A 22,769-nucleotide genomic window follows, 5' to 3' on the forward strand; every position below is an offset into this window, starting at 1 on the left:
CGCGCGCGAGCGTGAGCAGAACCGGCACGACCCGACGCTGGTCAATTTCCTCGACATTTTCCATCACCGTTATCTGACGCTGCTGTACCGGGCNTGGGCNTCGGNNCAGGCTGCCGCGGGGCTTGATCGGCCGGACGATGAAACGTTCTCGTTTTATGTCGCAAGCCTCGCCGGCCACGATCCGCACGAAATCGCCGGCCAGCCGTTTCCTGCGCACGCGCGGCTGGCAGCGTCCGCGCATCTGGTGCGTGAAGCGCGCAATCCGGACGGTTTATGCGCGACGCTCGAACACTACTTCGGCGTGCCTGTCGCGATCGAGGAGTACNTCTTTCACTGGATGGAAATCGCGCCCGACAGTCACAGCTACCTCGGAAAGCCGGTGGCATCGTCAACGCTGGCGATGGGCGCGATGCTCGGCGAGCGGGTGCCGGATCGCCAGCACAAGTTCCGCATTATCCTGGGGCCGCTCGACATGGACGCCTACCTGCGCATCACACCTCGGGGCGTGGACCTCCCGAAACTGGTCGACTGCGTGATGGAATTTATCGGGCGGGGTGTCCGCTGGGAACTGGAATTACGCATCAAGCCAGAGTGCGCGCCTGCGGCGGTGCTGGGAGGAACAGAACAACTCGGCTGGTCTGGATGGCTTGGGCATGCGGCTACGGATGCGCCCATTACCGGTATGCGCTTCGAGCCGGAGCATTACGTCGAGCAAGCGGCGAAGAACGCCGCTCCACGCGATCGGCACCCCAATACTGACACGAGCCAGCAACTGCTGAAGTACTACAACGAAGAGTTGCTGTACATGCGCGAACTCGCCGCTGAATTCGGGCAGGCGCATCCAAAAATCGCAAGGCGCCTGGGCATGCAGGCGGGCGAAATCGGCGATGTGTACGTTCAGCGGCTGATCGAGGCATTCAGCTTCACCTCCGCGGGCATGCGCATGAAGCTGGATGCCCGGTTTCCCGAGTTAACGCAGCCGCTGCTGCAATGCCTGTATCCGAATTTCGTCGCCCCAACGCCGTCTATCGCCGTAGCGCGCCTTTATCCGGACGGCACCGAGGGCAATCTCGCCGAGGGCATCCGCGTTGCACGCGGTGCGACATTCACCAGCCGCGTGCCCGATGGCGAGAAGACGCCGTGCGAGTTCCGCAGCAGTCAGGACGTGACGCTGTATCCGCTGGAGATCGTCAGCGCGCGGCTGACCGGCATTCCCCCTGACATTCCCGCGCTCGACCGGTACGTGCCGGGGCATACCCAGGTGCGTGGCGCGTTGCGGTTGCGGCTGCGCACCACCGGCGAAGTCGGCATCGCAGAGTTGCAGGGGCTCGACCGTCTACCGGTGTATCTGGCCGGGGATGAGCAGGTGGCATCCCACCTGTTCGAACTGCTACATGTCGCGGGCGTTGCATCGATTACCGGCGAGCCCGGAAATTTCGGCTCGCCCGGCAGTCCCTTCCACGCGGTAGGCCGCGACGCGGTGATACATGAAGGACTCGATCCCGAACAGAGTCTGTTGCCGCTCGTGTGGCCGAAGCTTCACGGACACAATCTGTTGCACGAGTTTTCCGCATGCCCGTCGCGCTTCTATTTCTTCACGCTGACGGGGCTCGAAGCGGGCCTGCGCCGGGTGCGTGGGCGCGAGGCTGAAATCGTCGTGCTGCTGAACCAGTTCACCGGAGCGCTGGCGGAACGCGTGGACGCCTCACACTTCGCGCTGTTCTGCACGCCGGTTATCAATCTCTTTCCCCGCATCTGCGACCCCGTCGAATTGCCAGAAACCGGCGCGGAATTTCAACTAGTCCCGGACGTACTGAAGCAGCAGGACTATGAAGTGTTTTCCGTTCAGGCACTGTACGGCCAGGTCAGCGAGACGTCGACATCGCTCGAATTCAGGCCGCTGCACCAGCCCCTGACGAATGACGAAGGCAACCACGGGCGGTATTTCAGAACACGTTGCGCACGCCGGTTGACGCCGGAACTGTCAACTCGCCGCTACGGTACGCGCGCGCCGTACAGCGGCACGACAACGTTCGTGTCGCTGGTTGACCACGACGGGCAACCCTACGGCGAGCGCATGAAGTACCTTGCGCTCAGCGCGTTGCTGACCAATCGTGAACTCCCGAACCTGATCGTGCCTGACGGGCGTCATGACCTGACGCTCGAACAATCGGCCCCGGTTGTGAGTGTGGGGCTGATCCGCGCACCTGGCGCACCACGCGCGCCGTATGCCGATCGGGAAACGGCCTGGCGGCTTATTCGCCAGTTGAACTTCAGTTACCTCGCACTGGAAGACCCGTCGGCCGCGGGCCTGCGCAATCTGCTGGGACTGTTCCTCGCTCCCGGCGACGAGGTCTACCGGCAGCAGATCGAAAGTCTGGTCGATGTCAGGATGCGCACGGTCACGCGCATGCTGCCGGGCAACGGACAACTCGCTTTTGGTTGCGGCGCTGAATGCGTGGTCACGGTTGACGAAACGCGCTTTCAGGGCGTGAGCCCCTACCTGTTCGGCCTGATTCTCGAACGTTTTCTGGCGCGGCGCGCTTCAGCCCATTCGTTCATTGAAACCGGATTGCGCTCGGTGCAGCGCGGCCATGTGGCGACCTGGCCGGTGCGCATGGGCACGCGCGGAGTCGCATGAGCGCAACCACTGAAAAGCATGCCAGCGAGCCGGGGCAATCCGGACAGGACACCGGCATTCATGGAGAACGATCGATGCAGACACGCATGAGAAAGCGTTGGGCGCGGCACGCCCGGCATAACGGTGTCCGTTGCCCGGGTGACGACCGGTCCGGTTCACACGGAGGACGGTGCTCATGCTGAACTTTGTGACTCCGCGTACCTTCACGGTCAGCGGCGCTGCGTTGCCCACGCTGGACGACGGCGCGCCCGCGCTCCAGATACGCTCCATCAGGGGCGAGGAAGCGCTGTCGACGATATACGAGTACGAACTGGGGCTCGTCACGCCGCTGAACCCGCTGCTACCCGGGAGCACCGCGGCCAATCTGGACCTGAAGGCGATGGTCGGCAAGGAACTGACAGTGACCGTGCAACTCGACGGGATGGGCACCTTCATTTCCGGCCTAGCGGGCGCGACAGGCGCGTCCAATATCGGCCGCGGCGAACGGCAGATCAGCGGCATTGTCACCGCGGCGAGCCTGGTTGCGCAACTGAACCGTCAGTACCGCTACCGGCTGATCCTCAAGCCGTGGATCGTGCTGGCTGAGCGGTGTACGGACTACCGGATCTTCCAGAACAGGACGGTCGTCGAGATCATCGACGAGGTGCTGAAAAGCAATTACATGTACTCCTATGTCAAGCGTCTGGGGGGCACCTATCCGAAGCTGGTCTATCAGGTCCAATACGGTGAATCCGATTTTTTGTTCATTCAGAGGTTGATGGAAGAGCACGGCATTTACTGGTTTTTTGAACACTCGAACGGCGTACACCGGATGGTGCTGGTCGATAACCTCGGCGCGCACAGGCGCGTGGTTAGCGAGGCTTATCACACACTGTCGTACTACCCGCCTGACAGGAAGATCGACACCGAATACGTCAACCACTTCGATACGACGGAAAGCATCCAGTCGGGAATCTGGACGACCGATGATTTCGACTTCACAAAGCCGAGGGCAGATCTGGCGGTGCAGAACGCGTTGCCGCAGAAGACGCTGCATAACCAGCTGGCAGTCTACGAATGGCCGGGAGACTATACCGACCCGGAGCACGGCGAGCAGTTCGCGCGCATTCGCATGCAGGAAATCCGCTCACGGGGCGAGCGCGCCGAAGGCCGGGGCAACCTGCGCAATGTGGTGTGCGGTACGACCTTCACGCTGGCGGGCCATCCGCAGGACGCAGCGAACCGTGAATATCTGGTGATCCGCGCGAGCCTTGACGCCGAGGAAATCGGCGATGCGACCGGAAAAGGTAAGTACCGGGTTAGCACGACGTTTGAAGTGCAGCCGGCAACCACGATGTTCCGGCCGCCGCGCACGGTGAGCAAACCGCGCACGGCAGGTCCGCAGACGGCGATCGTGACAGGGTATGAGGGAAGTGAAATCTGGACCGATCAGTACGGGCGCGTGAAACTGAAATTTCATTGGGACAAGTCATCCGTGAATGACCAGAACTCGTCGTGCTGGGTGCGCGTGTCGTATCCGTGGGCGGGAAGTAACTTTGGCGGCATCAACATTCCGCGGGTCGGGACAGAAGTTATCGTGGAGTTCGAGAACGGTGACCCGGACAGGCCCATTGTGACCGGGCGCGTGTACAACGCGATGAGCATGCCGCCGTGGAAGCTGCCGGATAACGCGACACAGAGCGGAACGCTATCGCGCTCCACGAAGGGAGGCGGCTATGGCACCGCCAACGCGATCCGTTTCGAGGACAAGAAAGGCCGCGAAGAAGTGTGGATTCACGCGGAGAAAAACCTCCGTACGGAGGTTGAAAACGACGAGGTGCATGCGGTCGAGCATGACCAGACCGTTACGGTGAGTCACGATCGCGCGCGCCACGTGGGTAACGACGAGCAGGTCGATGTCGCGCATGACAGCCAGCGCCGTGTCGGGCAGGACGATACCGTGTCGGTCGGTCGGAACCAGACAGTCACGGTCGGCAAGGACCTTGTGGAGAACGTGGGCAACAACCGGCGGGACCGGATTGCCGCTGACTACCAGATCGAGACCGGTGGGCACGCGGAGCATGTCGTGCAGGGTCGTCACCAGCTTCGGGCAGGTCAGGCCATCGCGCGCCGGACCCAGGTATATGAGCTCCAGGCGAGCGACAGTCTGGTCATCAAGGCATCTGGCGGCAGCATCACCATTGATAGTAGCGGCGTCACGATCAAGGGCATTGCGATAAAGCTCAAGGGCGCCGTGACCCAGGAGGATGGCGCGGGGGGCGTGCCCGGAATGCACGGCATTCCACTGCCGGGCCAGTTACCCGATCCTGGCCATGTGCCGCTGTCGGACTGAACCCATTCCCAAAACAGACGAACAAAAAAACAGGAAACCTGATGCTGATCAGTCAACCCTTCCTCAGCGCAGCCGCGCATGAGGACGACCCGATGCAACCGGTCACGACCCTGGGCGAACGCAGTGGCAAAGGCGCGTTTCCTGTCAGCCGTGAATTTGGCTGGCACGGAGGCATCCATCTCGAAGCGCAGGGCAATGCGGACAGTTCGGAGCCGGTGCGCGCGATTGCCGACGGTGAGGTCGTGTTCGCGCGCAGCAGTGATGACATCCCGCAGCATCATGACGTTCCGGCCGTGATCGCGGCGCATCCGTTGCTGTACTACAAGGGCTGGACCAGTAACGGTGTAGTGATCCTGAAGCACGCGACGGAGATTGGCGAAGGGGTGAACGTCGAGTTCTACTCGATCTACCAGCACATGCACACGACCCAGGTGGCGCGCGGCAGCAAGGTGTACCGCAAGGACGCGATCGGTTTGCCTGGCGCGATCTACGGCCAGCCGAACCGTATCCACTTTGAAATCGTCGCTGACGCCGCCAGCGTCGCGGCGCTCATGGGGCGTAACCACGCGCCGCTGGCAGCGGAACAAGGGCGAACCAATAGTCTCTGGGGCGACATTCATATCGTGTTGCCGGCCGGTACGCCGCTCTATGCCAGCGATCCGTCGGTTGGCTCGGCAGCCCATCCTGCGTGGCAGGTTCCGGTGCAGGCGACGACCACGGAGCAGACGATCGTGAGTATCAGCGAGTCCTCGGGCCTGATCACCCTGACCACGCGTAGCATCCGGGGCGCGGTGCTTGGCTCGGCGACGCCGGAAGATGGTTACGGGCTGTATGAGCGCGCTACCCGGCGCTATCCTGGGTGTCCCAGCGCCGGCTATGAAATGCTGCGCTTTGGCCGGATGATCGGCCCGGATGCGCCAGCAGCGGCAGACCTCTACCAGGGACGCCTGCCGCACATCCGGCAGATTCACTCACCGGTCGATCACACGGCGGTGTATGCGAATCTGAACGGTCCCGGCGTCAGAGTCTACAGCGACGCGGACTTCCCCGACTGGCTGGGCTGGACCTTTGTCGACGACGATACGGACGGCAACAGCCGGTGCGACTCCGACGTGCTGATCGGCATGCTCGATCCGGGCGCACCGCCGGCTGTGAGTCCGCCAGCGGCTGCAAGCGGGGCTGCGGCGCAGACGCCAGCCCAGCAGCAGGCGCAGAGAAAACGCGAACGCATTGCGCGGGCTTATGCACGCAGCCTTGACGGCCCGATGCGCGAACGGCTCAGTTACTGCGTGGTGAAGATGCCGACCGAGTGGTCGCGCGAGGATTTCGACATCCGCTGGAAGTGGGTCAAGGGCGATGATCCGGATGATCTGCCGGCCATCGCGCTGATGACCGGCTGCCTGACTTCGGAGGCCTATACCAGGTTCAAGCAGCACCACGCGGCGCTGGCCTTCTGGGAGGATGCGCAGGCGCAGGGTCTGACGCTTGACAGGCTGCACTATCACTTTCATCCGGGGCGGTTTATCCAGACGTTCAGGAAGTGCATGTGGCTCAGCGAGAAGGAATTCAAACAGCTTGTGCCATCGTTCGCGATGCGCAAGCATGCCGGGCAAATGCTATGGGAGCAGGTGCCGGGCGCCTTCGTCAATGGGAACATCTTCAAAAACCAACGCGTCCCTCTCAACCTCATGATGCGCGCGTATGGCATCAATACGCCGCTGCGCATGGCCAGTTTCTTTGGCAATGCAATTCAGGAATCGCAATGGTTGCAGTTGCTGCAAGAGGGCTCTCCGGCCAACCAAAGGTATTACCCGTGGTATGGACGGGGCTTTCTTCAATTGACCTGGCCAAGCAACTACCTGGCCTACTGGGATTTCCGCGGACGAGCAAACCAGATCCCCGCTGCGGTACGTGCGCAACTTCTTGGCGCACAGCAGGCGGCGGCTCATTCAGGCAGCAACGCGGCTTGGAATTCTTCTGAGTTAGCACTAACGCCCGACATGCGTAAGTGGCGGGGTGACGTGTCGCTTACGGATCAGATCGATGCCACCTTCAGCGCATGTTTTTACTGGGTAAAGGTAGGCATGGCCGGTTACGCCGACGAGCCGCATGTTCTAGAGCGGGTAGCGCTCACCGCCAGCGGTCATGCGCACTGCTACTACCGCAGCCCCAGTTTCTGGAAAGCTTCGGCCTCAGTGAACCTGCCTGGCGCAATCAACAATTTCTACTCCACACACCTCAACGGATTCGAGGCGCGTTGCATGGCCTATAGTGTGGCCCTCTCCGTTCTAACTGAAATGAAGTTTCCCGTGGCGGCAGGACAGGCAGTGGAAATCCCACAAGACAACATTCTGAGGAGAAGCTGATGCCAGGTAGCGGCTCAAGATCGCAACATTGTTCGCATTTCAAGCACTGGATCGCGACGGGCATATCGTTCTGTATTGCGCTGGGAGTGCCCAGTGCTTCATTCGCTAAGTCTGGACAAAACGAGCGCAAGGACATGATTGTCAGCGCCAGTGGTCATAACTGCGCGTTCAGTTTCCACGATCCCTATGGAGGATGGATTTCTGGCAACAGTTATGTCGTGGACGACCTGCCGCACAAAAAAACGGGCGTGGGAGATTTCTCGATTTCTTTTGCTTGCGTAAGTTCAGCCGATAACGATTCAATCCGCGACTACACCATCGCACGATACGATGAACAGAAGGGACATTGGCAGGCGGATTTTTCGGGGCTATCCGAACGTGACAGAAAACTATTGAAACCCGCTACGCAGTGGATTTCTTTGAAGGCAGTCAACAGCTCTGGGTTTGGAGCGCTTCAGGACATGGTTACTGGTGATCCGGAAACACGAAGCCGGTCCTTAGGGTTCTGTCTTCTTCGTCCGCCCGTAGCCTTGTGCGGTAGTGCACCTGTTGTAGCAATCCCTCATTACAGCAAAGTCGGAGTAAAGCCAAACGTACTGAGAATCATCGAATCGATCGAGTTTGCCGATGCGCCGGTCGCTGGACTGGCCGCGAATCGTCCCGCGTCGTCACCGGGTGGAAGTTCCATGCAGGCAGTCACAACGCCCAGGTGATCGCGCGCCGTCAAGCACTGCCGACCAAATAGCTACTAGGAAATACGTTATGCGCCCCGTTGTTCTTATAGGTCATCGTCATTTCTGTCCCATGCATGGGACGCGCATAGTCACCAGCGGCACAAGTGCAGTGAGGGTCAGTGGCCGTGCTGTGGCTCGTATTGGTGACAGCACGAGTTGCGGTGCGGTCATCGTTACGGGCTCGTCCTCGACTTTTGGCTGTGCCGGGGTCGCCCGCAGGGGGCGATATGACCAGCGGAACTCCTGGTGATGACGGTCAGTGTGGGAGGCAGAGACGTTGGTATCTGGACGTGACCTATGCGATGTAATTTAGCGATTTTATTATTCCTGCTGCTCGCCAGCCAGGCTTCAACTGCTGAAGAATGCAGTGATGCGCAAAGGGCTGAAGCGCAGCTTCCAAAATTTTTTGGTAGCACGCTACATGCTACATCATGTCCTGCATCCGATAATGATGGGACTATTGTCATGACTGTATCCCTTCATGGGCTGAAAACGACAGTCGAAACAAGGTGCGAAAGCAATGCCTACGTACTTAAACTCGACACAACTATCAGCTTCGATGCTGGCTCTACACCGGGTATTGGTGTGTCGACAGGTAGAGGGCGCGACGGAACAGGGATGCATTATTGGAAGGTAACGCCAACCGACTCTGTAATTGACATCGGGGAAGCGCCAGAACTGGTGCAAGATAAGTTCATTCCTAATACTTACTCGACATTGATCACCGGTAGCGGACGATATCAATCTATGCGTTACTTCTACGAGATCAGAAACAATCATCTTGTTGCGACACGACTTGTTGGTTTTTATCAAAAAAATCGGCACACCTATGGCGCTGACTTTGCAAAAATTTCACCGTCTGGCGGGATAATTTTATTGCGTCAAAAAACGCTTTCGGAAGAAAAAGCCAGTTTGTGCCAAATTGGCAGGGCAGTATGCTGTAATGCTGTAATGCTGTAAAAGACATGGGCGAAAGCAATTTCGAACGCCAACGCAACAGGGAATAATACTCGCCTCAGGTACGCCGGCGCTCTACTCATAGGCGCTGTTATTGTGCATTCCGTGGCCATCGCAGGTAGTCTTCTCACCGCAAGTACACAGAGGGAGTTGGTGACGTCGGTTCTCGAAAACCAGATCAACGGTTTCTCCGATGGCAAAATGGCGGTGACAAAAGAATGTCATATACGCTATCTTGAACCCACGATACCTGAATTGATTAAGAGCCAAGTTAACTTCAACTCGATATGTTTTGAAGTCAATGCCGATCAAAAAAAGGACTCATTTCCGAGCGGTATGGTGGCGCTTACGACGGCATTCAAAAAAATTGGGTTGCCTACTATGAAGGTAGTGATCGGGAATTACTCTCTCCGGTAACGCGCATCTACTCCTTAAAGGCGCTCAATGGCAGCGGGTTTGCACGTACTACCGATGAAGTTATTGGCGATCCAGATCAACGGGTCCGCTTTTTTTCATTTTGTCTTTTTCACGGTGACGACGCTTTCTGCGGTGATGGACAGGTTATGAAACTTTCTAATCCAAAGGCCAACTTTCTGCCATATGCACTGGCGATCCTGCGTAGCGTCGAGTTCGTTGATCCGGGCAGCGCCAGATCAGCCCCTCCTGCCAATGCGGCTTCCGCGACAATCCGATGAAAACCGGCACGTTGCGTAAATTGGCGGCTCATTGACGTCCCCATTTAAGGAATTGCAGATGCGTCCAGTCGTTCTTGTAGGTCATCGTCATTCCTGCCCTATGCACGGGATAGGTACCGTTACCGGGGGGACAGGCGGTGTGACGGTCAACGGCCGTGCTGTCGCCCGTATAGGCGATGGAACGAGTTGTGGTGCGGTCATCGTTACTGGCTCGTCCTCTACGTTCGGCGGTAGGGGTGTCGCCCGCAAGGGCGATACAACCAGTCATGGCGGCACGCTGATCGACGGCGACGATGGCTGGCTGCTGGACTGAAAATGCTGAATGAGACTTACATGAAAGAACCGAACGACAGGCCGCTGCGGAGCGATCGGAGGGGAGCCGCCGATTCACCAGAACTGCTAGTGCTCGCGGTCAGCATGGGAGGAGACAAGCTGGCGGTCTGCACCTACAGTACGCCAGATGGTGAAATCGTCCACAGGTTCGTGTCGTATTTCGATGTACTGTTGCGCTCAACGATGAATGCAGTGTCTCACCGGCCATTCCGGGCCGTGCGAGCGGACTACATGGAACCAGAAACATTCGCCAACTGTGATCGGCATGGATATAACGTCTACCTCCACGTGGGATGGGCCGCGCGCAACAGGCGCTTTGTCACTGGAGCAGACGGCACGCCGCGCGCCGTTATCAGGAGGACACGCGTGAATGACAGTGAGCCGTCTTCGCCCGTGCTCGATGCGGACCTGGCTGCGGAGATTGACACGCTTTACGAGCGTGCAGGCCTGTACGCCTGGCGAGAAACATCCGCGGCAGTCCGTCGCTGGAATGAGTCCCTTGTTGCAGAAGCGGTAATGCGCGCGCTGTCGTGCATGGAAACGGACGAAGGCGGTGACTATGACCAGATTGCCATGTTCGACCCCGAATCCGGTCGGTGGCATTTCGTGACGCGATAGAACCATGATGTAGGAAGGGGGCACCGAACACCGCGTGCCTGGTATGCGCGGTGGGCTGTCGGCTTTGCCTCGGCCGGAACTGTGGAAGTCTTGCTGCATCGCCTCCGATGCGTTGAAACGGCCACCGGTTTTAAGTGCGGTTGGCCTAGCGGGCATTTCCGCCCTTCCGCGCGAAGTACTCAGCCGCCATCGAGCGGAAAGCGATAACGGCCGGATTGTCCTGATCCGCGCGCCACGCCATGCTCATTTCAGCCTGAATCGAATTTCGGGCGATTAATCGAAACTCGACGTTGTCGTAGTGAAACCGCTGCGCCGACGCGGGCAAAATTGCAAGGCCCAGTCCCGCGCGAACGAGAGACAGAATAGTGGGCGTCTGATCGATGTATTGCGCGATGTTCAGGTTCACACCTTCGGCCGCCAACATTCCCATGATGCGGTCGTGGAAGTACTTGCCTTGCGTGGGCGAATGCATGATGAACGGCTGATCGTCGAGTTGCTTTAATGCAATCTGCCCGAATTGACACAACGTGTGCCGCTTCGGCAGCGCGACGATCAACGGCTCTTCGTCGACGAGAACAAACTCCAGTTTCTGCTTTGACGGCAAAGGCCGAAGAAAGCCGAGGTCGATCGTGTTCGCGGCGAACGCTTCGATCTGCGCGGCCGAGACCAGTTCAAGCAATACGACGTCGATCTCGGGCAGTACATCGGCTGCCGCCACCAGCAACTCGGGAATCAGTTCATAGCCGGCCGCGCCGGTGAAGCCAAGGCGCACGCGCCCGGTCTTGCCCTTGCTCGCGCGCCGCACCGTGCTTTCGGCCTGCTCGGCTAGATTGAGCAGGCGCGCGGCATCCGCGAGAAAGACGCGGCCTTCAGTCGTCAACTTGACGGTGCGGCCAACGCGTTCGAAGAGCTTTACGCCGAGATTGTCTTCGAGCAATTGGATCTGACGGCTCAGCGGCGGCTGTGTCATGTTCAGCAGCGCAGCAGCGCGTCTGAAGTTCAGTTCTGTCGCCGCCGCAACGAAGCAGCGCACTTGTCCGAGATCGAGCATTCTTCTATCGACATGGATGGGGAAGTCGACGGTCATTATAGGTGCCACGCTTCCATCCGATCCGGGATCGGCGCACAGGCCGCTTCATCAGGTCGTAAGGCTGCCTTCAGGACGTTGCCCAGCCAGTGCCTGCGCGAGACTCGCCAACACCATTTCACCCATCGCCGTGCGCGATTCCACCGTGGCACTCGCGCGATGCGCCTGCAAAACGACGCGGTCCATCTCGAAGAGCGCGGGCGGCACATTCGGTTCGTCGACGAACACGTCAAGACCCGCGCCCGCAATCACACCGCCGCTCAACGCTTCGACCAGATCGCTCTCCACCACCAGCTTGCCGCGCGCCACGTTGATGAGGTAGCCGTGCTGGCCCAACGCGTCCAGCACCGCGGCATTCACGATGCCTTGCGCTTTGTCGGCGGCGGCAGCCAGCACGAGAAAATCGCAGCCGCGCGCGAGCGACAGCAGATCGGCAACGAAGGGATGCGCGACATCGTCCATACGACGCAAGTCGGTATACGTGATGGGGCAATTGAACGCGCTGGCGCGTTGCGCGATCGCGCGGCCGACCTTACCCATTCCGACGATGCCCACGCGCTTGCCGCTCAAGCGGTGCGACAGCGGCAATGCGCCAGGATGCGGATTCTTTTTCCAGTTGCCCGATTTGACGAACTCGTTGCCCGCACAGATTTCACGGCATACCGCGAGCATCAAACCGATGGCGAGATCGGCCACATCTTCCGTCAAAGCGCCGAACGTCGCCGTGACGGGAATGCCGCGCGAACGCGCGAATTCGAGGTCCACGGCATCGGTGCCCACGCCGTTGACCGCGATCACTTCCAAGGCGGGCAAGCGTTGAATCAGATCATTCGCGATACCCGTATGTCCGCCGGTGATCACGCCTCTGATCGACGCGCCGTGCTCGCGGATGTACGCGTCTTTATCGCTCTGTTCGAACAGACGATGCACGGTATACAACGAGGCCAGCTTGTCGTTGATCGCGGGAATCAGAATCGGGTTCAGTTGAAGAATGTTCGGTTTCAATCCGGGCGCTCCTTGTTGTAGTTGGCGACCGGCGCGGCGTGGCAATCGGTGCACGCATCCAGTCGCGATGTCGGCGGATGATGGGCCTTTTCATAAGCCACGTCCAATCCCAAAACGCTATCAGTTGATCCACGGATCGAAGGGTGAATGACGCGCTCACTATCGATTCAATCCTGGCATCAGGTAATAGCGAGAAAAGATTGGACGACATAGGGCACCGCCGCCAGAATCGACAGCGTCAGAAGGAGTAGTCCTTCGCCCACTTCCGAGCAGGGAAGGGAAAATAAGTTTCAAGTACATCGGAGACAAAACGTGAAGACGTGCCGCCTCATTGCGCCCATTGCCGTTGCCCCCGTATCCCGACGCAGCATCGCGAGGGATTCGCTATGAACAATGCCGAGGGTGTCGTTGCCGGCACGAAAGCGCAGCCGATTGCCGGCAAGCGCACCGGCCACCGTTGGGTCGTAATGGGGCTCATCTTCTGCATCTGGGCGATTGCCTGCGCGGACCGCGCAAACTTCGGCATTGCGTTGCCGTACTTGAAGAAGGAATACGGCATTACGAATACGCAGGCGGGGCTGATCGTGAGTCTCTTTTCATTCGCGTATGGCTTCGTGCAGATACCAGTCGGGCTGCTTTATAAACGGCTCAGCGAAAAGACCACTGGCTTTCTGTTTTCGATTTTCATGATTCTCACGTCGGTGTTTACGGGACTCATGGGTACGACATCGTCGGTGTTTCTGTTGCAGGCATACCGCGTCGGTCTCGGCCTGTCCGAAGGACCGCTGGGTATCGGCTGCACGAATGTGATCAATCGCTGGTTTCCCGCGAAAGAGAAGGGCACTGCGACCGGATTATGGATCGCGGCGTCGAAGCTCGGTCCGTTGATCGTACCGTCGGTGTGCATCGTCGTGATCCAGTTGTGGGGATGGCGCGAGATCTTCTATGTGTTCGCTGTGCCAGGCATTCTGCTCGCTATCGTCTGGATGTTTCTGGTGACGAACTCGCCGAGCGAAAATCGCTTCTGCTCCGAAGCCGAACAACGCTATATCGCCGACGACACGCCGCGTCAGTCGCGCGGAGCGCATGCATCGCGGCGCAATGAAGTGGCCCACATTCCGTATCTGGACGCGTTTAATCGCACGAAGCGTGTGGCGCAGCTCGAGACGATTCGCCAGGTGTTCGGGTCGTGGAATATCCTGGGCGTCGCGATTGGCTATGGCTGCATGATCGGTATCAGCAACATCTTCATGTCGTGGATGCCGACCTACCTGGTCACGGTCAAGGGTTTTACATCGGTAAAAATGGGTTTTCTCGCGTCGGCGCCATTCATTGGCGCGGTGGCCGGCAATATGCTCGGCGGCGTCGTCTCCGACCGTCTGCTCGGCGGCCGCCGCAAGCCGATGATGATGCTCGGCGCGCTCGGCACCATGTTGATGATGCTGCTGCTAATCGATGCGCCGGACAGTGTCGCGTATCTCGGTGTCGCGCTAATCCTCGCGGGCCTCATGCTCGGCATCGGCTTTGCCGGATATTCCGCGTATCCGATGGGCCTCGCGACGAAGTCCACCTATCCGGCGGCGTTCGGCATTGTGAACTGTGTCGGCCAGATCGGTGGCGCATGCGCACCGCTCGTCGTCGGCATTCTGCTCGACAGGTATAGCTGGACGAGCGTATTCCTCTATATGGTCGGTACTGCACTGTTGTGCCTGCTGCTGCTCTTTAGCGTTGTGGAGCCGATGACTACGCGGCGCGGCGATGGGCGCGAAGCGCAAGCGAAATAGCAGTGCGGGTATCGACGTCTCGCACTGCTTCATCGCTTCACAGGCAGCGGGTGGCTCTGGATGCGCGAGCGGTGCTGGCTACACCCTCGCATCCACCCGCGTACGAACGGCACTGAACGCTCAGTCGAAATCGAACACGTCGAAAATGGAGCGCTTTTTCTTGTGCGTTCGATAACCCGAACGATCATCTTCGTGCCGGCGGTTATTGTCGTAAGCGTGGTCGCGATCCCGACGATCGTCGCGGTTCGCGCGCGTAGCGCTGTGCACGCCGGTCTCGGCGGCATCCTGCGCGATCAGCTTGTCGAGCTCGCCACGGTCGAGCCACACGCCGCGGCAGTCAGGGCAGTAGTCGATTTCGATTGAGCGGCGCTCGGTCATCAGCAGGTCACTCGTCTTGCAAACAGGGCATTTCATCGTGTCGCTCCTCGATAGTTGAAGTACAAAGACATCGAATGGTCGGTCACGCATGCCGGCCGTTGCGCCAGCAACGCGCCGTTGGCACTCACGATCCGGTACTGATCGCGCGCTTCGTTTTCGCGCGGCGCACCAGCATGTTGACGGCCTCGACAAACGCGGAGAAAGCCATCGCTACATAGATATAGGCCTTTGGCACATGCGTCCCGAAGCCTTCCGCAATCAGCGTCATGCCAATTACAAGCAGGAAGCTCAACGCGAGCGTCACGATGGTCGGATTGCGATCGATGAAGCGCGACAGCGGGCGCGCAGCGAACAGCATCGCCATGACGGCACTTATGACGGCGAGGAACATGATCGGCAAGTGGTCGGTCATGCCGACCGCCGTGATGATGCTGTCGACGGAAAACACAATGTCGAGCAGCAGGATCTGGCCGATCGCACCCGCCACGGTCAGCTGAACGGTGCTGCCTGCGGCGCTGCGTTCCTCTTCCGCGTGGACCACGTGGTGATGCATTTCACGCGTTGCCTTCCACACGAGGAAAAGGCCGCCGCCGAGCAGGATCAGATCGCGCCACGAGAACGCGTGGCCGAGCAGCGTGATGGCGGGCGCGGTCAACTGCGCGATCCACGCAACGGTGCCCAGCAGGCCCAGGCGCAGCACCAGCGCCAGCATGATGCCAAGACGTTGTGTGCGCGCACGCTGCGCCTCTGGCAGCTTGTTGCTGAGGATCGAGATGAAGATGAGATTGTCGATGCCGAGCACGATTTCCATCACGACCAGCGTGAGGAGCGCAACCCATGCTGCGGGATCGGCAACGAGTGTGAGCAGTGTGTTCATGGCGTTCGTCGGCAAATGAGTGGATAAACGTGGAATAGCGATCATGATCGCCGTCCGGACGGATCGGATAAACCAGTGTTAATCTGAGCAACGGATCGTTTTTTTCGAAGCTCATCATTACTGGCCGCCCTATGCTCAACTACCGTCACCTGTACTATTTCTGGATCGTCGTGAAGGAGGGTGGTTTTGCGCGCGCGGCCGAGCGGCTCGATATGGCAGTTCAGACCATCAGCGCGCAAGTGCGTGAGCTCGAAAAGTCCATTGGGCGCCAGTTGCTCAAGCCCGCTGGTCGCGGCGTCGCAATGACGGAGGCCGGCGAAACCGCGTTTAGTCGCGCAGAGCAGATCTTCCAGCTCGGCGAGGCACTGCTCGATGACATGCGCGATGCCGGCGCAGAAGGCGTCGCGCGGCTGGCGGTCGGTCTGTCCGACGGCCTCTCCAAGCTCGCAGCGCATGCGCTGCTTGCGCCGGTGCTCGGCACGCCGTCACTGAGGCTTTTGTGCCACGAGGGGGAGCACGCGCAGTTGTTATCCGAACTCGCGCTGCATCGGCTCGATCTCGTACTCGCTTGCCAGCCTGCGCCACACAACTCTGATCTTCGCGTGCTGAGTCAGCGGCTCGTCGGTTCCCCGGTCGACTGGTACGGTCCCGCTGAGATCTTGCGCAAATCCGCGCGCGCGGGCTTTCCACAGTGCCTCGCGGATCTGCCAGTGCTGCTGCCGACGCGCCACGCGGCGCTGCGTGCGCGGCTCGACCGTTGGTTCGATTCGCAGGGCATCCGGCCACGCGTCGTGGGCGAATTCGAGGACAGTGCGCTGATGGCGGTGTTCGCCGCACGTGGCCTTGGAGTATTTCCGCTGGCTGAACTAGGTGCGGAAGATGTTTCGCTGCTGCGGGGATTGCGCTGGCTTGGCCGCGCGGACGGCGTGATCGAAGAGATTCACGCGATCCGCTCGCGGCGTGGGCAGCATCACGCCCTGGCTTCTCAGGTGCTGGCCACCGCGCGTTCGTAACCGCGCAACACGTGTGAGGGGAGTCCGCCGCGGCCTGCGGCCGGTTTCAGGTCATGTCCCCATGCATCGAACACGGCGGCGAGCAACGCGATTTCGCCGTCGGCCAGATAGTCGTCGGCGACCGTCACCGCAACGCATAGGCGAATGATCTTGCGACGCAACGCAGGATCATCGATTTCGTCGATCAGCGTCATGAGCATGGCAGTATCGAGACGACCCATCGGAGGCGCGGACGACATCTGCGCAATCGATCGGTCCTCGCATAGCGTCTGCACAATCTGGGCGAATTGCGCCGGCGCAAGACCGAGTTCGCCGGCAATATCCAGCTTCTCCAATGTGCGCTCTTCCGATCTGCACACATGGCCGTCCGAGGTGAGCGCTAGTGCGACGATGCGGGCGGCTGCCTCGGGGCTGTTACGCGGATAGCTTCGCATGATCAAGTCCTTTTCGCGGACCAGGTCCGTATGAAGAAGGGTCCAGTCTCGCGCAATGTTCGGATCGAATAAACCTGTTAATGCCGAAGGTATGCTTCGGAAAAACCGAATCCTTATCGTGCGCGATTGAATGCGGTCTTCAGTGCATCCGCCATGCGCGCGAATCGCCGGCGCGCCTAGGCCGGAACAGGCTACCGTTCAGGAAAGGCCGAGTTGATCCGCTGTCGCGTCGAACGCTTTTTTCGCCTTCGCGACAATCTCGTCGATTTCCTGTCTGCTGATGACGAGCGGCGGCGACAGCAGCATACGGTCGCCGGTTGCGCGCATGATCAGATTGCCGTTGAAGCAGAAGTCCCGGCAAACGGTGCCCACATCGCCGCCATTCACAAAGCGTTTGCGCGACGCAGATTGTTCCGCAAGCTGCAATCCGGCCACGAGTCCGGCACCGGCAATCTCGCCGACAATCGGATGGGTGGCGAAGGTGTCGCGCAGTTTCTTCTGGAAGTAGGGGCCCGTATCCGTCTTGACGCGTTCGACGATCTTCTCGTCGCGCAGCAGTTTCAGATTGGCGACCGCCACCGCGGCCGCGACCGGATGCCCGGAGTAAGTCAGACCGTGATTGAACTCGCCATTGTCGATAATCGCCGATGCGACGCGATCGTGCAGACCGACGGCGCCCATGGGTACATAACCGCTCGTGAGGCCCTTCGCCAGTGTGATGAGATCGGGCTCGAAGCCGAAGTGCTGATGGGCGAACCATTCGCCAGTGCGGCCAAAGCCGCCGATCACTTCGTCCGCGACCAGCAGAATGTCGTGCTTACGGCAGATACGCTGAATTTCCGGCCAGTACGTCGACGCGGGAAAGATCACACCGCCCGCGCCCTGGAAAGGTTCACCGATAAACGCGGCCACATTCTGCGCGCCTAGTTCGACGATCTTCGCTTCGAGTTGCTGCGCCCGGGCGAGCGCGAATTCTTCCGGTGTCTGATCTCCTTCCGCCTCGCCAAAGAAATATGGCTGATCGATATGCACGATGTTCTCGACTTTCGACGGCATCTGCTCATGCATGTACCCCATGCCGCCAAGCGTGCCGCCTGCAATCGTCGAGCCGTGGTAGCCATTTTTTCGCGAAATCACGACTTTCTTCGACTGCTTGCCTTGCGTCGCCCAATACCGATGAACGATGCGCAGTACCGTATCGTTGCCCTCGGACCCGCTATTGCAGTAGAAGAAGTGATTGAACGGCTGCGGCGCGAGTTCCGCGAGCAACGCCGACAACTCGATTACCGGCGGGTGTGTGGTCTTGAAGAACGTGTTGTAGTACGGCAATTCCAGAATCTGCTGGTATGCCGCATCGGCCAGTTCCTTGCGCCCGTACCCGACATTGACGCACCAAAGGCCGGCCATGCCGTCGATGATCTTGTTGCCTTCCGAGTCCCACAAGTAAACGCCGTGGGCTTTTACGATCACGCGGCTGCCGCTGCGATTGAGCGCGCCCATATCCGAGAACGGGTGAAGGTGGTGCGCGGCATCGAGCGCGCGGTAGTCGGCGGTGCTGCGTTGCTGCGCGGCTCGAGCACTCGCCGTAGCCTGGGCCGGTCGCACGTAAGCGATTTCTTCTGTTCTGTAGCTCATACTGCCTCCAATGTTTCCTGCGTTTTCCGTTACACGTGCAGCAGTAAATGCCGGCGCTCCCACGAACTGATCACGCGGAAAAACGCTTCGTACTCGGTCTCTTTCAAAGCGAGGTAGGCTCTGACGAACTTCTCGCCGAGTACTTCGGCAATGGGTTCGCAGGCGGCCATCAACGTGAGTCCCTCTTCGAGATTGCGCGGTAGCTGATACGGCAATTCATATCCGTCGCTTAGCAGCGGCTCGGTGGCTTCGAGCTTTTGTGTCATGCCGAGATAGCCGGCCGCGAGCGTCGCCGCAATCGCGAGATACGGGTTGCAATCCACGCCCGGAATGCGATTTTCAATGCGGCGCGCGGCTGGTCCCGAATGCGGAATGCGGAAACCGACTGTGCGATTGTCGTAGCCCCAGGCGACATTGATCGGCGCGGCCATGAAGCGCGAGAGACGCCGATACGAGTTGATATACGGCGCGAAAATCGGCATCAGCGCGGGCGTGTATTTTTGCAAGCCCGCTATATAGCTGGTGAAGAGCGATGTGGCCTTGCCGTCGGCGCCAGTGAAAAGGTTGTGGCCGGTCTCGTCGTCGACAAGGCTCTGATGCATGTGCATGGCGGAGCCCGGCTCGCCTTCCATTGGCTTGGCCATGAAGGTGGCGTACATCTTGTGACGCAATGCAGCTTCACGCACGGTGCGCTTGAATAGAAACACGCTGTCCGCGAGTTTGAGCGGATCGCCGTGCATGAAGTTAATCTCCATCTGCGCGGCGCCTACCTCATGAATCAGCGTATCGACCTCCAGTTCCTGAACCTCGCAGTACTCGTAAATGTCTTCAAAAAGCGGGTCGAACTCGTTGACGGCTTCTATCGAATAGGCCTGGCGTCCCGTCTCCGGACGCCCCGTGCGGCCGATCGGCGGTTGCAATGGCAGATCGGGGTCCTTGTTCATATCGACCAGATAGAACTCGAGCTCGGGTGCGATCACCGGCTTCCAGCCCTTCGCCGTGTAGAGTTCGAGTACGCGGCGCAGCACGCGGCGGGGCGAGATGGCGACGGGCGTGCCGTCGAAGTGGACGCAATCGTGAATCACTTGCGCAGTCGGATCGACGGCCCACGGAATCATCCGGATGGTGCTGGAGTCGGGGACGCACACCATGTCCGGGTCGGTGACGCCGGTCAGCGTGCCGCCGTCCGGATAATCTCCGGTGACGGTCTGGATCATCACGGCCTGTGGCAAGCGCATGGACTCGCCGGACTCGAACTTGCTGCGCGGAATGATCTTGCCGCGCGCAATCCCCGCCATATCGGGAATGATCGCTTCGATTTCAGTGACGTGATTCTTTTTTAAAAATTCGTCGATGTCATGCATGATTTTTCTCTCTCTATTTTTTGCGCGACTGCTCAGACCTGTGTGGAGGCGCCGAATAAAGCGCCGTTGCCGGCCCTCGTGCGCATACGATCGCGACAGGCGTCGCCGAACGCGCGAAAAATCGCCGTGGAAAGCGCGTCGCTCGCATGCTTCCACTCGGGATGCCACTGCACCCCCAGCGCGAAAGCGCGCGCGTTGTTCACGCTCACTGCTTCGATCAATCCATCCAGCGCAGTGGCTTCAACCACGAGCCCCACGCCCAACCGCTCGACGCCCTGACAGTGCAATGAATTCACGCGGGCTTCGTTCACGCCGCCCGCGAGGCGCTGCAATAAGCCGCCTTGTTTAAGCAAGATCGAATGAGACGGTGCGTATTGCACGTCGAGGCCGTCTTCCTTGTTCTCGCGATGGTCGCTGAGGCCCGCCATCGCATGAACGCTTTGATGCAGTGTTCCGCCGTATGTCACGTTCATTTCCTGAAAGCCTCGGCATACCGCGAGCACGGGCACGCCGGCCGCAATTGCGGCACGCAGCAGAGGCAACGTCGTGGCATCGCGGGCGGCGTCGTGCAGCGTGCCTGGCACACTCGGCTCGCCGCCGTAGCGCTGCGGCTCGACGTTCGAATAGCTGCCGGTGAAGAACAGACCATCGACCGTGGCGAGTACATCTTCCGTGGACTGACGCTCGCCGAGCGCAGGCAGCAGCAGGGCGAGCGCCTGCGATCCATCGACGATTGAGGCGATGTATTTCTCGCTGACCACGTGCGAAGGATGAGCTCCTATCGTCGTTCTATCAGCACTGATTGCGATGAGAGGTTTGTTTCGCATAACGAATGAACGTGTTTATCCAGCCGCGAGACGCGGCACGAACAACGTTGAACACAACGCGGCACGAGTCCGCGGCCGGAACCGACGCGTCAAGCCACCGGAGCAGGGCAGGCGGTCGCCGTCAACGGAACGCGCCGCGCGTGATGATCAGGTTGGCCGTTCGATAAGGTCCGATGCGGTGCGTAACCGAGCCAACCGAGCCGTTGTGTGCGAAACGCATGGACGACAGAGTGCGCCGCACGCGCGCGAACGCGCGGCTTAAGCGAACGCCTTCATGCAAACGGACGGATCGAGCGGCAAGAAGTAGGGAGGCGCTAGGGCAACAACGAAGCGACTTCGTCCGTACGCACGGCAATGAAGGCGCGCGCGGAGATAGAGTTGTGACGTCGAACTGAACGACGGGAAAGGATTGTGAAGACGGACAGAAAGCGGCGGAACGCAAGGCTGCCGCTGCTGCCATCGGCGATGGTGCCGTCAGCGCGAGGACAACTCGCGTGACTGCGGTTCCATCTCACCAAAGGGCCACGGACTCTCACGATTACACTCGACTAGCGACGTTGAAAGTATTGAACGGCCTGCTCGAATTCGCACGGGGCGTTTAAAGAAACAGGACGCTCGGATGATCGCCTTCAACGGCTGCGAAGCGAATTCGCTGCGCACAAAGCACGCAGCAAGTGTTTTTCGACGCCGGTATGACGATCGCCTATAGCTAGCATATACGAGCTAATAAAGCCGTCAAACCGTTTCTGGAAGAAATGGCTCGGTGCTTTCCCTTGACGATCGGCGTGGTTTGTCGGATGAGAGGCAGTTCTTGCATAATGGGTCGTTTGTGAGTCGTTTGGATCTTTACGCAAGATAAGACGGTGGGGTTTCGAGCAGTGATGGCCGGTTCGGCTTCAATTTATAATTTGACATAAGATAAATTATCAACTGTTTCGATGTCAGAGCTTTTTAGAAACGTCAGGTTCTGGCGCATTAGAAATGTCCGCTTTTTCGCACCGTAGCTCCACACGCGCAGCCGCTTCATCGTTTAAAGCCTCAGATACCTCCACCGGCTCATTCCTTCTCCGGCATCGCCGACGAGTGATGACTCGTGATTAGCCATTGTGTCCCGTCCCAGCGATAGGTATAGGTGTAGCGTGCCTTCACGACCACGCCAGTTCGCGCGAACGTAAACGTGTAAACCCCCGCGTCAACGGCCGAATTGCAGCCCAGTTCGAGAAAGCGGAAATCGATTTTCCCGGAGGGCCGGTCTTGCAAAAAGTAATGGAAATAGTCCTCCTTATCCGTAACCGTCAGGCGCGGCTTGTTGGATATCGTCGCAAGAAGAATCGACCGTTCTGCGTAGTTGGCGACCACCTTATGCGGATCGCCGGTCTGCAAAGACTCATTCCATCGATCGAATAACGCGGCGATCTCGCCATTCGTCGCAACCTTGCAACTGCCGGCCGGCGGCGACGCACTGCTTGAGGCGGCATGGTCCGCGGCGCATCCTGCGAGCGCCAGCACCAGCGTCAGGACGGCAAGGGCAAACGACCTCATGGCGGCACCTCTTCATTGAGGAACTGCAAGAGCATGCGTGCGCGATTGCTCTTTGCAGCACGTCCGAGGCGACACGGAACTGGGCTGTTGCCGATCTATCACTGCGCAGGCAAGCCGGATACACCGTCGCCAATCGAGGCCGACCCG

General features: G+C 59.5%; 21 protein-coding genes and 1 pseudogene. 12 read left to right on the forward strand and 10 right to left on the reverse strand.

The features are described from left to right. Nucleotides 1-55: 55 nt before the first annotated feature. The 10 genes and pseudogenes from tssG to F759_RS40020 form a co-directional block, all read left to right on the forward strand. Nucleotides 56-592 (forward strand): annotated as a pseudogene (gene tssG / locus F759_RS43920) (type VI secretion system baseplate subunit TssG); the annotation flags it as partial. A 213-nt stretch (nt 593-805) separates the two neighbouring features. Beyond that, nucleotides 806-2,641, forward strand: a complete 1,836-nt coding sequence (gene tssF, locus F759_RS0103705) for a type VI secretion system baseplate subunit TssF (protein ID WP_051377120.1) — start codon at nt 806-808, stop codon at nt 2,639-2,641. A gap of 175 nt (nt 2,642-2,816) precedes the next feature. Beyond that, nucleotides 2,817-4,973 (forward strand): type VI secretion system Vgr family protein, encoded by a 2,157-nt coding sequence (locus F759_RS0103710; protein ID WP_027798667.1) that lies wholly within the window; start codon nt 2,817-2,819, stop codon nt 4,971-4,973. A gap of 41 nt (nt 4,974-5,014) precedes the next feature. Then, entirely contained in the window at nt 5,015-7,339 is a 2,325-nt protein-coding gene (locus F759_RS0103715; protein ID WP_027798668.1) for a M23 family metallopeptidase, read from the forward strand. After that, on the forward strand, nt 7,339-8,052 hold the full coding sequence (locus F759_RS41980) for a hypothetical protein (protein WP_152530579.1): 714 nt from the start codon (nt 7,339-7,341) through the stop codon (nt 8,050-8,052). Before F759_RS0103715 ends, F759_RS41980 begins: the two co-directional genes overlap by 1 nt. 91 nt (nt 8,053-8,143) lie before the next feature. Then, nucleotides 8,144-8,323: a PAAR domain-containing protein gene (locus tag F759_RS43925; protein WP_244438788.1), complete on the forward strand. Its 180-nt coding sequence runs from the start codon at nt 8,144-8,146 to the stop codon at nt 8,321-8,323. Nucleotides 8,324-8,370: 47 nt separating this feature from the next. Further along, nucleotides 8,371-9,033 carry a hypothetical protein gene (locus F759_RS41985; protein WP_152530581.1) on the forward strand — a complete coding sequence of 221 codons (663 nt, stop codon included), beginning with the start codon at nt 8,371-8,373 and terminating at the stop codon, nt 9,031-9,033. Between the two features lie 102 nt (nt 9,034-9,135). Beyond that, nucleotides 9,136-9,447 (forward strand): hypothetical protein, encoded by a 312-nt coding sequence (locus F759_RS0103725; protein ID WP_152530582.1) that lies wholly within the window; start codon nt 9,136-9,138, stop codon nt 9,445-9,447. Nucleotides 9,448-9,783: 336 nt separating this feature from the next. Beyond that, on the forward strand, nt 9,784-10,038 hold the full coding sequence (locus F759_RS40585; protein WP_027798670.1) for a PAAR domain-containing protein: 255 nt from the start codon (nt 9,784-9,786) through the stop codon (nt 10,036-10,038). A 20-nt stretch (nt 10,039-10,058) separates the two neighbouring features. Then, a complete protein-coding gene (locus tag F759_RS40020) occupies nt 10,059-10,676 on the forward strand; it encodes a hypothetical protein (protein WP_051377091.1) in 618 nt (205 codons plus the stop codon). A 145-nt stretch (nt 10,677-10,821) separates the two neighbouring features. Here F759_RS40020 and F759_RS0103745 read toward each other — a convergent pair whose 3' ends face one another. Both F759_RS0103745 and F759_RS0103750 read right to left on the reverse strand, forming a co-directional pair. Next, nucleotides 10,822-11,727, reverse strand: a complete 906-nt coding sequence (locus F759_RS0103745) for a LysR family transcriptional regulator (protein ID WP_027798671.1) — start codon at nt 11,725-11,727, stop codon at nt 10,822-10,824. Between the two features lie 87 nt (nt 11,728-11,814). After that, complete coding sequence (locus tag F759_RS0103750; RefSeq protein WP_027798672.1) at nt 11,815-12,768, reverse strand: 2-hydroxyacid dehydrogenase; 954 nt, start codon at nt 12,766-12,768, stop codon at nt 11,815-11,817. A gap of 386 nt (nt 12,769-13,154) precedes the next feature. On the opposite strand from F759_RS0103750, the gene F759_RS0103755 reads away from it, so the two are divergent. Next, on the forward strand, nt 13,155-14,552 hold the full coding sequence (locus tag F759_RS0103755; RefSeq protein ID WP_027798673.1) for an MFS transporter: 1,398 nt from the start codon (nt 13,155-13,157) through the stop codon (nt 14,550-14,552). A 120-nt stretch (nt 14,553-14,672) separates the two neighbouring features. On the opposite strand, the gene F759_RS0103760 is transcribed toward F759_RS0103755, so the two are convergent. Together F759_RS0103760 and F759_RS0103765 are read right to left on the reverse strand one after the other, a co-directional pair. Beyond that, complete coding sequence (locus F759_RS0103760; protein ID WP_027798674.1) at nt 14,673-14,966, reverse strand: TFIIB-type zinc ribbon-containing protein; 294 nt, start codon at nt 14,964-14,966, stop codon at nt 14,673-14,675. A gap of 88 nt (nt 14,967-15,054) precedes the next feature. After that, nucleotides 15,055-15,807, reverse strand: a complete 753-nt coding sequence (locus tag F759_RS0103765) for a TerC family protein (protein ID WP_027798675.1) — start codon at nt 15,805-15,807, stop codon at nt 15,055-15,057. A gap of 131 nt (nt 15,808-15,938) precedes the next feature. Here F759_RS0103765 and F759_RS0103770 point away from each other — a divergent pair, with 131 nt between their 5' ends. After that, nucleotides 15,939-16,820: a LysR family transcriptional regulator gene (locus F759_RS0103770; RefSeq protein ID WP_027798676.1), complete on the forward strand. Its 882-nt coding sequence runs from the start codon at nt 15,939-15,941 to the stop codon at nt 16,818-16,820. On the opposite strand, the gene F759_RS0103775 is transcribed toward F759_RS0103770, so the two are convergent. The 6 genes from F759_RS0103775 to F759_RS0103800 all read right to left on the reverse strand — a co-directional run bounded on the left by F759_RS0103775 (nt 16,793) and on the right by F759_RS0103800 (nt 22,622). Next, nucleotides 16,793-17,254: a tellurite resistance TerB family protein gene (locus tag F759_RS0103775; protein WP_027798677.1), complete on the reverse strand. Its 462-nt coding sequence runs from the start codon at nt 17,252-17,254 to the stop codon at nt 16,793-16,795. The genes F759_RS0103770 and F759_RS0103775 overlap by 28 nt on opposite strands. A gap of 198 nt (nt 17,255-17,452) precedes the next feature. Beyond that, on the reverse strand, nt 17,453-18,889 hold the full coding sequence (locus F759_RS0103780; RefSeq protein WP_027798678.1) for an aspartate aminotransferase family protein: 1,437 nt from the start codon (nt 18,887-18,889) through the stop codon (nt 17,453-17,455). 29 nt (nt 18,890-18,918) lie between these two features. Then, nucleotides 18,919-20,253: a glutamine synthetase family protein gene (locus F759_RS0103785; protein ID WP_027798679.1), complete on the reverse strand. Its 1,335-nt coding sequence runs from the start codon at nt 20,251-20,253 to the stop codon at nt 18,919-18,921. Nucleotides 20,254-20,285: 32 nt separating this feature from the next. Then, on the reverse strand, nt 20,286-21,080 hold the full coding sequence (locus F759_RS0103790) for a gamma-glutamyl-gamma-aminobutyrate hydrolase family protein (RefSeq protein WP_027798680.1): 795 nt from the start codon (nt 21,078-21,080) through the stop codon (nt 20,286-20,288). Between the two features lie 314 nt (nt 21,081-21,394). Beyond that, a complete protein-coding gene (locus tag F759_RS43930) occupies nt 21,395-21,616 on the reverse strand; it encodes a hypothetical protein (protein WP_407668514.1) in 222 nt (73 codons plus the stop codon). A gap of 520 nt (nt 21,617-22,136) precedes the next feature. After that, entirely contained in the window at nt 22,137-22,622 is a 486-nt protein-coding gene (locus F759_RS0103800) for a nuclear transport factor 2 family protein (protein WP_027798681.1), read from the reverse strand. Nucleotides 22,623-22,769 lie beyond the last annotated feature (147 nt).

Source organism: Paraburkholderia dilworthii, from assembly GCF_000472525.1.
Classification (GTDB): Bacteria; Pseudomonadota; Gammaproteobacteria; order Burkholderiales; family Burkholderiaceae; genus Paraburkholderia; species Paraburkholderia dilworthii.